The 9,755-nt window shown below is 57.9% G+C and carries 4 protein-coding genes and 3 pseudogenes; 3 read left to right on the top strand and 4 right to left on the bottom strand.

Annotated features, from left to right (window positions below):
* Positions 1-265: transposase (locus H1B27_RS24530; protein WP_197967811.1), on the top strand; the 265-nt coding region annotated here is incomplete at its 5' end.
* Between the two features lie 373 nt (positions 266-638).
* Here the strand turns inward: H1B27_RS24530 and H1B27_RS24525 are convergent.
* From H1B27_RS24525 to H1B27_RS24510, 4 genes and pseudogenes are all read right to left on the bottom strand, one after another.
* A pseudogene (locus tag H1B27_RS24525) lies at positions 639-1,711 on the bottom strand (IS5 family transposase).
* 286 nt (positions 1,712-1,997) lie between these two features.
* Positions 1,998-2,831 (bottom strand): 2OG-Fe(II)-dependent halogenase WelO5 family protein, encoded by an 834-nt coding sequence (locus H1B27_RS24520; protein ID WP_197967810.1) that lies wholly within the window; start codon positions 2,829-2,831, stop codon positions 1,998-2,000.
* Entirely contained in the window at positions 2,825-4,081 is a 1,257-nt protein-coding gene (gene ectB, locus H1B27_RS24515; protein WP_197967809.1) for a diaminobutyrate--2-oxoglutarate transaminase, read from the bottom strand. The genes H1B27_RS24520 and ectB overlap by 7 nt, the downstream gene beginning before the upstream one ends.
* A 3,745-nt stretch (positions 4,082-7,826) precedes the next feature.
* The gene (locus tag H1B27_RS24510) at positions 7,827-7,988 is read right to left on the bottom strand and encodes a hypothetical protein (protein WP_197967826.1); all 162 of its coding nucleotides are present in this window, start codon (positions 7,986-7,988) and stop codon (positions 7,827-7,829) included.
* Here H1B27_RS24510 and H1B27_RS24505 point away from each other — a divergent pair.
* Both H1B27_RS24505 and modC read left to right on the top strand, forming a co-directional pair.
* Positions 7,927-8,597: pseudogene (locus H1B27_RS24505) on the top strand (molybdate ABC transporter permease subunit). The gene H1B27_RS24510 and the pseudogene H1B27_RS24505 sit on opposite strands and share 62 nt — an antisense overlap.
* Positions 8,594-9,678: pseudogene (modC, locus tag H1B27_RS24500) on the top strand (molybdenum ABC transporter ATP-binding protein); the annotation flags it as partial. The pseudogenes H1B27_RS24505 and modC, both read left to right, overlap by 4 nt.
* Between the last annotated feature and the right edge of the window lie 77 nt (positions 9,679-9,755).

Genomic DNA, 9,755 nt, shown 5'->3' with positions numbered 1-9,755 from the left:
TCATTCCGCCCACATATCGAGAGAGACCAGAGCCTGGCTCGATACACGACCGGCCGGCCGCTTCGAATTTACCTTCACGCCCAAGCACGGCTCCTGGCTCAACCTCATCGAGGGCTTCTTCTCCAAGTTCGCCCGCTCCGTCCTGCGCCACATCCGGGTGACTTCAAAACACGAGCTCAAGCAGCGCATCATGGCCGGCATCGACGATGTCAATCGCCACCCTGTCATCCACACTTGGTCCTACAAGCTTGCCGAGGCCGCCTGATATGATTCAAACCAAGAAAACGCTGACCTAGATGACGTTTGTCAACTTCCGCCAGAACTCTGGGACCACTAGCAGGCTGTTGAAGAAACCCGGCCGTCATGCGGTTGTTGCCGACCACTGCATGTCGTCTCTTAAATCGTCGAAGCAGGTTCTGCAGACCCACTCATAGCGGGCACCTTTCGGAAGGTCGTCGCAGGTGGTGTAGCCCTCCTGCTGGATGTCGGACCTTCAAATTCAGCGAATTTAGCCCAACAGGCGGCGCAGTGGTCAAGCTTCCAACTTTCGCTCCACCGGATATACCGACGAAACTGAAGTCAAAGCCCTTTGAGTTGGCTGACGTTATCGATCCGCCATTGTTTATCCGCACTCGCCGTCATGATGCCACCACCATGAGCTTGGGCAGCTGCACCAGATTGTAGGCGGCGGCAGCGAACGTGAAGGCCCATCCAACGCGGACGCGGCTACGGAAGCGAGTCTTCTCTTGCCCGGCGACGTTCTTGATCCGGCCGAATGCCTCCTCGATCCGTTTACGGATGCGCTGGCTGACGGCAGCCGCCGTGCCGCGTCGTTCGTCCGTCAATCGCAGAGCTACGGCCGCTGGTGTTCTGTGCAACATGCGGCGTCACGTTCATCGAGCGCAGCTTGTTGACGAAGTCTTCTGCATCGTAGCCTTTGTCGGCGCCAAGTGCGATCACTGTCGGCCGGTCGGCACGAGGCTCAATCATGTGCAGCGCGGCCATCCGTTCGGCATGCCCGTTAGCCAGCGTCAGGCAAGCATCGACCAGCAAGCCGTGGCGGTTCTCCATCAGCCCATGGCCAATGAAGCACAGCTTCGTCTCCTTGCCTTTACCCTTGCGGTAGCGGTGGTCGAAGCATGAGTATCATTTGAGCGCTTCTGGCCATGGAAGTCCGCTTCGGCATTGCGCACGCCGCTTTGCGCCGGAGGCTCGCCAGAGCCGTCCTTCGGCTTGACGCTCTTCATCGAGGCCCAGGCACCTATCAGCGTGCCATCGACCGAGAAGTGATCGTTTGACAGAAGCTTCTTCACCTTGGGCCGCGCCAGCACTGCTGCGAGGAACTTGGCCGCAACGTCGCCTTCCAGCAGCCGGTCGCGGTTCTTCGAGAACACCGAGTGGTCCCAAGCCATATCGTCGACGGCGATTCCGACGAACCAGCGGAACAAAAGGTCGTATTCCAGCCGCTCCATCAGAAGTCGCTCCGAGCGGATCGAGTAAAACGCCTGCAACAGCATCGCCCGCAGCAGCTTCTCTGGCGGGATCGACGGCCGCCCAATCAGCGAATAGAGCTTGGCGAAGTCGCGCTCCAGCGCCGACAGTGCCTCGTTCACATCATCCGGATCGCTCGCAGCGGATGATCTCGCCGCACCCGCGCCTCCAGGTCAACGTAGCTGAACAGCTCACCCGCTCGATTGTCGCCGCCGCGCACGCACCATCTCCGAATCTTGTCGGAGCCAATGAATCACGATCACCGGTCTGCGGCGAGCGCCTTTTTCAACAGCCTGCAGATTTTGTCTGCACACGTCGACCGCTGCGGCCAGCAACGAGTGACGCCAGATAATGAAGCCGCAGGTCGCGCCTGATCGCGATCGAACCTGATTCGACCTGCCGCCGACATCGGCTCTCTCGAGTGTCGGATCGCTGCGGGCGCCCCGATCCAGCCAAGCTCCCTCGGGTCTTACTCCCGCGAAGCTCAGTCGCTGCGACATTTAACTTCAGGTCCACCAGAGAACAAGATCCGGCCGCGCGAACCCGAGGAAGCAGTTCAGCAGAAGGCGGCGCTTACGGTTGCCTAATTGTCGGGTGACGCCATGAATGAAGCCGCCATCGATCAGAGCGATATCGCCCGCCTGAAGCTTGAAATCGTGGGAAGGAACGGCCTCGAGATAAGCTATCGAATAGGGATAGCCCGTGGTCTCGACGCCCTGAGAGTTTCGGTCGGTGGCTGTCGGCTTATGGCTCCAGATCCTCAGATCGCCACCTTCCTCCGGCATGCTAGGATAGAAGTTGAGCGCCACGACCGTGTTTTTGGCCACAGCAGCAAGGTCGTCGGCACATTGGACCTGAGCCACATCATCGTGAGGCTCCAAGGCATACATGCCGGTGCCAGACCAACAGATGGCGCGACAAATGTTAGCCTGCCCGCGCTTGGAGGTGGCCAGCCGTAGTTCAATACGGTGCTTGTGAAGCTCGCGCCTCAACGCGTCGAACAATCCGCGCACCGGATCAACCAAACTGCCAAAGAGGGCGTCGACGAACGGATGCTCATTTTCTGCCTCTGCGAAGTAGCCGGCTGCATCCTTCCTGTAGTGAGATGCGCCGATATATTGTCCGGGAACACCATCTTTCCGCTCCTTGAGACCGCGATTGCGAGCAAATCTCGCGGTGATCTCCTTGGCTATTTCGGTACTGAAGCCTTGTCTGATGTGCAGGCCGGTGATCTCACCTTTCAGCACTGAGATGATCTCCGCAGTGCTGATCGAGCCGGTCCGCTCTCTGATGACAAAAGGCGAGATCGCAGGTACTTGAGGTGATTGGACAGTTACCATTGTCCTGCTCCTTGAAGTGCTTGATTGAGGATGGCGATACCCCGATCGAGTTCGTCATCGGTGATCGTTATCGGCGGTAGGAGTTTGATGACGTCGCGATTTGGCCCTGACGATTCGATCAGGAGGCCGTTTTCAAAGGCGAAATCGTGCACATGGCCGACAATGCTGGGTGAACGGCACTTGAGGCCGGCCATCAGGTCGCGACCGCGCTTGCGTTCGATGCAATTGGGAAACTTCGCAACTAGGCCATCAAGGTGTCCTTGCAGTTTGACTGCTGTCCGTTCGACGCCTGCGGTAAATTGCCCGTCTGACCACATTTTGCACATAGCGCCGGCTGTTACGAAGGCGAGGTTGTTGCCTCTGAACGTCCCGCTATGTTCTCCCGGATTCCATATGTCTATTTCGGGACGAATCAGAACGAGAGAGAGCGGATTACCCGAACCGCTTAGAGATTTCGAAAGGCACACGATATCGGGCTCGATTGTTGCGAACTCAAACGAGAAGAACTGGCCCGTTCGTCCTGCACCTGCCTGAATGTCGTCGACAATCAAAAGAACAGCGTGTTTACGACAAATGCGCTGAATTTCTGCGAGCCACGCTGCGGATGCGGAGTTCATGCCGCCTTCTGCCTGGATCGTTTCCAGAATGATTGCAGCGGGCTTCTCTATGCCACTGCCTGGATCGCTCAGCACGTAGTCAATGTAGCTCGCGGAATCGAAAGCTTCGCTCGGATACCCGTCATATGGGACGCGGATCACGTCGTGGCGAGGAACGCCGCCCAGGTGCTTCGTCGACGCAGACCCTGATACCGCCAGAGAACCGAGCGACATGCCGTGGAATGCGTTTGAGAAAGCCATCACGCTCGACCGGCCAGTATATTTTCGCGCCAGCGCAAGCGCAGCTTCGTTAGCGTTTGTGCCAGTCGGCCCGGGAAACTGTATCTTGTACGAAAGGCCTCTGGGTTTCAGGATCGAATCGACAAACACTTCAATGAATTCACGTTTTGCCGCCGTGTACATATCTAGTGACAACAGAATGTTCCCGCCGCTGAGATATTCAATTCCTGGTGTAAGGATACTGGGATTGTTGTGCCCGTAGTTCAGTGCACCGGACCCTACAAGGAAATCGATATATTCCTTGCCGGCCTCGTCCCAGATCGTCGCGCCAAGGGCTTTTGTAAAGACCGCGGGGAAGGAGCGCCCATAACGACGGACGTTCGACTCATGAGCCGCGAAGACATCGGTATTCATTTTCGGATCCGTTTGTACGTAGGCATCGCACTAGCGTGTTTGTCTTTTTGCGATATATGTTCTTCAGTCTGACTCCGAGCACCAGGGTGATGACGACGCATTCCAGGCCGTTGATTTCGCGCCGCTGAGTTTCACCTCTCTGAAGCCCATTCTTTTTTCATCGCCTTGATCCTGACCATTCTATTCGCTTGGGAACGCCGACAACCTGCTGCGGCCAAGCTGTCGCTTTATGTTCGAGACGTAGAATCCATCCGGGTCGCGTATCTTGGTGTGGCTTACGCCCAGCCCCACATCCACCGTCTTCGGCGACAGCCCATGCGCGCGTAGTCAACGTCCAGAAGATCTTTATTCCGGCCAACACGCTATCCGTGAAAGCCGGGACAGTATTCTGCCTGCACTCGATTTTACGCGGCTTGCCAAACATGATTGTCCCCCGGAGCATGGACTTGTGTTGCGTCGCCAGTATGCTTCAGATGGCTTCCTCAATACCCGAAACGCGCGAACAACAAACCTACTAATGCTGGCAGTTTTCGCATCCTCACTTACGTCTCGGCTGCCGCGCGCATCGTCATTCCGGAAAGCTGAGCGGCTTTCAGCGTTTTGACCTGCTTCAAGCTGCCTGCCCGTTGTAGAAGGCTGGGAGGCTGTGGTCACTCCGTGCCCCGAGCGCCCGTACAGTTCACGGCCTCGCTCTGACATGTCGACAGAGCGGTTCGAAGCATTTGTTGGATTGAGCTCATCATAGCAAAAGTTGTGCAGCTGGACGAGGTTGACTGGCCGGCGGCACGCCGGGTCTTCGCGATTGTCAGCATTGGACTGAGAGGTTCCGTGGACAAGCGTCACAACTGGACGCTTGTGGCCGAAACGCCCGACCAGCACGAGCGCGCTCGTCTCTCTCAGATCGCGGCCGCCAGCGCGATGGCCTCGCTGTGCTCAATTGGCGTGCATTTATCAGCGTCTCGTTGGATCGACCAACGTACATACTCGGATTTGCGCGCGCGTTGACCTAAAAACATTGCAGATCACGGATGCGAAACGCCATTGCCTCAGAGGTCAGGAATACTGCAACTGAGCGAACAGCGCGAGCCCAGTTGTTTCACCCCGAAGTCATAACAATCCTATTCGGTCGATTCGTGTCGTCGTGCTCGGCGTTTTCTGGTCAACAGCATTTCTCGATGAACATTGAGTTTCCGTCCGCGTAGACGCGGATGCCTGCCAGTTCATGTCTCATATCCTGGCATACGGCGGACAAGCACACGACGCTTTTAGGAATCGTGATCGAGGTTGTGGCAATCAGAGGCATCAGCGAGATCGGAGCGGGATCCTCCGCGGCTTTATTGACCGGAAGGCACTTACCTCTTTCGACGGATTGATCGGCCGGATGGCTCCTGGCGACTAGCAACACGATTCGAGCCGGTCCTCAAGGTTCTCGCCCCGCGCAGACTGCCGCAGCAGATCCTGCTACTGAAGTCGCACATACTCCTGCTAGGCGGCAACACCTCATCGCGTCGTTATCGTGCACCGCTCGCCTTCGGTCGGCCACCCTCGGTGATGTTTTCGATCCACAGCCGCGCATGGAGCTCATCCGGCAGCACAGTATCGGCACACTGGCACGCGATATCCAATCTCATAGAAGAGATTGTCTGTCCGAAGCTCAACGAAACCAGGCATGAAGGGGCCAGTTGCGCTCATACATGGCGCGGAAATTTCTTCTGCTCTTCTCAGAAGTATGGCGGCATCTGCTGCCCGCTCAAGTGCTCATGAGCTCAGACAACATGAACGAGGATCGCACTTTGATTCTCTGGCGCGCAAGTTCCCTCAAACGAGTTGATGCGCCAGCGATAAATCGCAACCTATCGGTCGACTTGGTCGTTGTCGGGGGCGGTTTCACCGGGCGTGCCGCAGCACTTGAGGCCACAAGACGTGGAGCTTCCGTTTGAGTGCTTGATGCCGAAACGGTGGGTCATCGCGGACCGGGCATAACGTTGGTTTGGTGGTATTTGGCTCCCGCCGGACACGATTGTCCCACTATTAGGGCAGGATGCCGGCTGGCGTCTCATCCAAATCCTTGCAGACACCCCACACCGCGTTTTCTCACTGGTCGAGCGTGAAGCAATCGATCGTGAAGCGACGCGCAAGGGCACGTTGCACTTGGCCCATTCGCCAGCCGGAGTTAGAGATCTTCATAAGCGGCATCACCAGGGCAAGCTTTATATTCCGCCGCTGCCACTGCTAAATTGCGCGGAAACAGCCCATCGTGCAGGGAGTACGGCCGATCGATCATGGCTCGCTATTTGACACTGGCGGAGGAACTATTTAGCCGGTCTCGTATTGCGGAGGCCTTGCGCGCGCGGCAAAGGCAAAGGGCGCGGCGGTGCACAGTAGTTCACGGGCATTATCGATTAGGTACCGAAATGGCATTTTGGTGGCGGAGGTAAATCATCACGAAGTCCGAGCAAAATCCCTGTCAACGAATGCCTATCAGCTCGACATTGGGATCCCATTCAAGGCCCAGTTCACACCTGTGAGCTATTGCCAGTGCGCCACAGAACCCATGCCGGCACCACACGTGGAAACATTCTTGCCAACGGCGGAGGCTGTTGGGACATTGCGATTGTGACGTCCTCATTCCATCGACAGTCTCGGCCGATTGATCGTTGGTGGCATAGGAAGTTGCGAGGCTCCTGGAGCAAGCATTCACTACACCTGGGCGCGACGAGAATTGCGTAAGCTCTTCCCGGCCATTGTCGATTTAAAGTTCGAACATGCCTGGAGCGGAACAATAGCAGTGACCGCGGATCAGCTGCCGAAGATCGTTGCATTCGGCCCTAATTCCTATGCGTGCTTCGGGTTATTCGGGAGGACCGGCGACAATCTTCGGCAGCCAGGCTGCGATCGCCCTTCTCGAACGCAGGCCCGAAGAGTTGCTAATCGTTCCCGTCAGACATTACTCAGAACGTTTCACACGCGCTAACGCTGCATATTATGCGTTGGAGCAACCTTTGTTCACGCTGTCTCGCCGCCACTAAGACGTGCGCGAAACGTTAGCTGAGGACAACCGTCCCTCGAGGACTCGCGACCCCCACCTTAGATGACTTCGCACATCCAGCCTCTCTTTTTGTCGGAACTTTAGCGCAATCCGCAACGGCTGGAATTGTGGAAGAGCAAAGAGTCGCGGCGGCTAAAGTGGTCGTAGGCGCCCCATGTTAGGAGTTCTCGATGTTCATTGATCATGATCACTTAAATTCTGACGCTGCTTATGCTTGGAAAGCCGCAAGGTGAGAACGTCACTGTGGCCGCCACCTCGAACTTCCCCATGCCGGGCGAAGGGACGGCAGCGCAGTTCAGACCGAAGAACCGCACCACAGGATCCTGAGCTCGGAGCGAGCGGAGAGCCTTTCAGACATATCAACAGTCCGTGTCAATTCAGCTGCCTCTTTCGGTCAACCGGTTTCGCCCGGGCACAGTTGGTCGAGAACGGCCTCTCGCGCTTCCCGAACACAGCTTCAGCCATTCGACAAACAGACTCGTTCTGTGGAGATCGAGTGCTAGATTCGCAAATAGCGCGGAAGCGTTCGAGATGCCATCTTTCGCAAAATTGTCGACCAGCATTCGACTCGCGCCTTGTTGTGGCGTACCCGCAGCGCACGCGATGAACGCGCTCAATTCGCAAAAACCGACCCGGCAGAGGCCGCAACAGACTTCTGATCCCCTCCGGCAGCACGCCATGCTTTTGGCGACTGGCTTAAAGGGTAGAGCCGCCCTCATCGATCTTCTCAAAGGGATCGGAAACCACGCAGGCATCGCGCGCCACGGCTCCGTGCGGCAAGCGTAGAGTTGACAGCATGGAAAGCCTTTCAGAGATCCGGGTGTCGGTCAGGCTAACAATCGAGCTCGCGAGCATCACGACCGTGATCCTCTTGATCCTCGGTACGCCGCTCGCGTGGTGGCTAGCGCGCTCGAAGAGCATGTGGAGCGAGGCAGATCATCGTACTGCCACCAATGCTGCCGCAGCCGGTGCTCGGCTTCTATCTGCTGGCTTTGCTCGGCCCCACCGGCCCGAGCGGCCTGCTCGCCTCTCTCTGGGGCGAGCGCACGCGTGCCTTCACCTTCACAGGGCTCGTTATCGGATCGGTTTTGAGCGCGCTGCCTGTTGTCGCAGCCTATCCGCAACGCCTTCACGACTATAGGCGGCCCCCTGGAAGTTGCCGCCACTCTGCGCGCCTCTCCATCATATGCCTTCCTTACGGTCGCACTACCTTTGGCACGACCGGCTTTTCTCACCGCCGCCGTGCTTGGCTTTGCGCATACGATCGCCGCATTCGGGGTCGTGCTGATGGTTGGCGGCAGCATTCCCGGCCACACCAAAGTACTGTCTGCCTTTCTCTTCGACTATATCAAAGCATCGCGCTGGCACGAGGCAAGCTGGGTTGCCGGCGGCATGTTGATGTTCGCCTTTGCCGTCATCCTGGTCTTGACCTTAATCGATAAATACGTCGGACGGAGGAGCACGTGAGGACAGCCACACCGGGCCGGATCGAAGTCGCGTTCAGCGGGAAGCGCGCTAGTTTCTCCCTGAACGCGCAGTTCAGCATACCCGCCAAAGGCGTTGGCCGGAATGTTCGGGGCGCCAGGTTGCGGCAAGACCACGGTGGCGCGCTGCATCGCAGGGCTCGAGCGGTTCTCGACCGGCTTTTGCATCATCGATGGTGAGGTGTGGCAGGACGAGACGACGTTCCGCGCGCCGCATCTTCGCCCGATCGGTTATGTCTTTAAGGAGCCGTGCCTCTTTCCGCATTTGTCGGTCAGGTGCAACTTGCTTTACGCCGCCCCAAACGCAAGCCGAGGCCGATTGCGTTTGATGAGGTGGCCGAATTGCTTACCATAACGTCGTTACTCGACCGCTCGCCAGCGCATCTTTCGGCCGGCGAGCGGCAGCGCGTCGCCATCGGCCGTGCGCTGTTGTCGCAGCCCAGAGTGCTTGTGATGGACGAGCCGCTTGCCGCCCTGGATCGCCACGCCAGGCGTGAGATTTTGCCATGTCTTAAGCGCCTGAATAAAGTTTCACGGTGCCGATGATCTACATCAGCCATGACATGGCTGAGATCGAATACCTCGCCGATCACCTCGTGATGATGGAGCGTGGCACAATTACCGCGACCGGACCGCTGCATATCTTGCAGAGTGATCCGGCGCTGCCCCTTGCGGCGGATCACGAAGCCGCCGTCAGCCTTGATGCCGTGGTCGGCGGCTATGATGGGCGCTACGGGCTACTCATCTACCGTCTCAAAGATGCACGCCTTTTGGTGCCGGCGGCGCCGCTTGCACCTGGCGTGCACCAGCGGCCGCGCATCGCGGCCAGCGATGTCATCGTCTCGCGCGAAGCGCCGCGCTGAAGCACCATCCTCAATGTCTGTCCGGCGCGGATTAAGGCTTGTTTTCCGATCGGCGCATACGAGATCACTCTGGTGCTAGCGCTCGGCACCGGCGGCTCGGGTTCCGACATTTTGGCCCGCGTCACGCGTTACTCGTTCGATTCGCTAGGGCTCAAGGTCAGAATGGACGTGTTTGCCCAGCTCAAGCACGTCTCGCTCGCCTCAGCCTCTGAACCGCCCCCTGCAAGCCATGGGGACCTCCACGCCGGCAGGACAATCCGAACTGGCAAGCGCCGCAG

It is taken from the genome of Bradyrhizobium diversitatis (genome assembly GCF_016031635.1).
GTDB lineage: Bacteria > Pseudomonadota > Alphaproteobacteria > Rhizobiales > Xanthobacteraceae > Bradyrhizobium > Bradyrhizobium diversitatis.
Note: the sequence above shows the minus strand (reverse complement) of the source record. Positions and strands in the feature narration are given on the sequence as shown.